The organism is Ruoffia tabacinasalis, assembly GCF_005864045.1.
GTDB classification, from domain to species: domain Bacteria; phylum Bacillota; class Bacilli; order Lactobacillales; family Aerococcaceae; genus Ruoffia; species Ruoffia tabacinasalis.
Map to the genome: position 1 here is coordinate 1 of NZ_VBSP01000102.1, position 1,249 is coordinate 1,249.

At 31.9% G+C, this 1,249-nt stretch carries 1 protein-coding gene and 1 pseudogene; one reads left to right on the forward strand and one right to left on the reverse strand.

Going from position 1 to position 1,249, the window contains the following annotated elements; all coding sequences use genetic code 11:
• Window positions 1-383: 383 nt before the first annotated feature.
• Window positions 384-869, reverse strand: a pseudogene (locus FEZ33_RS12210) (recombinase family protein).
• 268 nt (window positions 870-1,137) lie between these two features.
• Here FEZ33_RS12210 and FEZ33_RS13035 point away from each other — a divergent pair.
• The coding region (locus tag FEZ33_RS13035; protein WP_138404493.1) for a helix-turn-helix domain-containing protein at window positions 1,138-1,249 on the forward strand (112 nt) is incomplete at its 3' end.

Sequence of the window (1,249 nt, forward strand, 5' to 3'; positions counted from 1 at the left end):
AGTTCATCCGTGGTAAGATGGGTGTAGGTCATTTGTGGTCACTCCTTTGTATTCTTTGGTCGGAATTACAAGTTGAGTGTACCACAAATGGCTGTTTTAGTTGTCTAGCTTAATTTTACAATCGGCGATACTAAAAAATTAACATCTAAAAATCAAAAAAGAGAATAAATAAAATCTACTCTCTTTTTTGGTTTTTAAATTGCTAAAAATTCGTATATTATTTTTTGTTAACACTCTCTTACTACTCTAATCATTGTAATATAAATTATCATTTTTTCTTATTAGTCAAAACTTGTTTAGATTCACTCTCTTTTGTTTTTCGATATAATAATCCTTGAGAGATGCCAGTGATTTGAATAATGTTTTTGATTGAATAATTGTCCTTAATCATATAAACGTAAAGCATCCTTTACCTTTTGCGTATCTATTTTTGGTTTACCAAGCTTCGCTCCTCGAGTTTTAGCCGATGCTAAATCGTTATTTACTCGCTGCACTGTTAAATTGTGTTCTAATTGAGCAATAACTGCCATCTTCTGAAACATAGTCTGACCTGTGGGTGTTGAGGTATCCAAACTCTCTTTTAACGAAATGACTTTAACTCCTTGTTATTTTAGTTCTTCAACCGTAGACAGAATATCTAGCGTTTTCCTACCTAATCGACTAATCGATTCTATAATGACAGTACCTCCTGATCGTACGGTATTAGATAAGGCATCTAGTCCTGCACGTTTCTTTTGCGTACCTGTAAATTTTTCTTGTATAAGTTTATCGTAACCAACTTTTTCTAAAATCTCTAGTTGACGATAGAGTTCTTGTTTGTCTGTTGATACTCTGGCATAAGCAATTCTCATCATTTCACCTCTAAGCATTATTTTTTCTGCTATATATAAATAAATTTAATGATTAACGCTGCAAAAATATTTTTTTATTAAACCATTAACTCACGCATATATGTAATGGTATTTGGTAATGATTATGAGAATAACTTTTAGTAACAAATGAAAAGTTGATTATGTATAGGTTTTTGATTGTTTTATATTCGATGAATTGTAAAATTAAGTGCGACAAATAAAGAAACCCATAACAGGTTCGTGTAAAATGTTAGTAACGACAAAAACATACACACGGAGGTCTGTTATGAGCTACACACATCTTACCATAGAGGAACGTTCAAAAATAGAAATACTCTATCAAGAAGGCTATAAAATTAATCGCATTGCTCAATTAATCGGGCGCCATCGGTCAACGA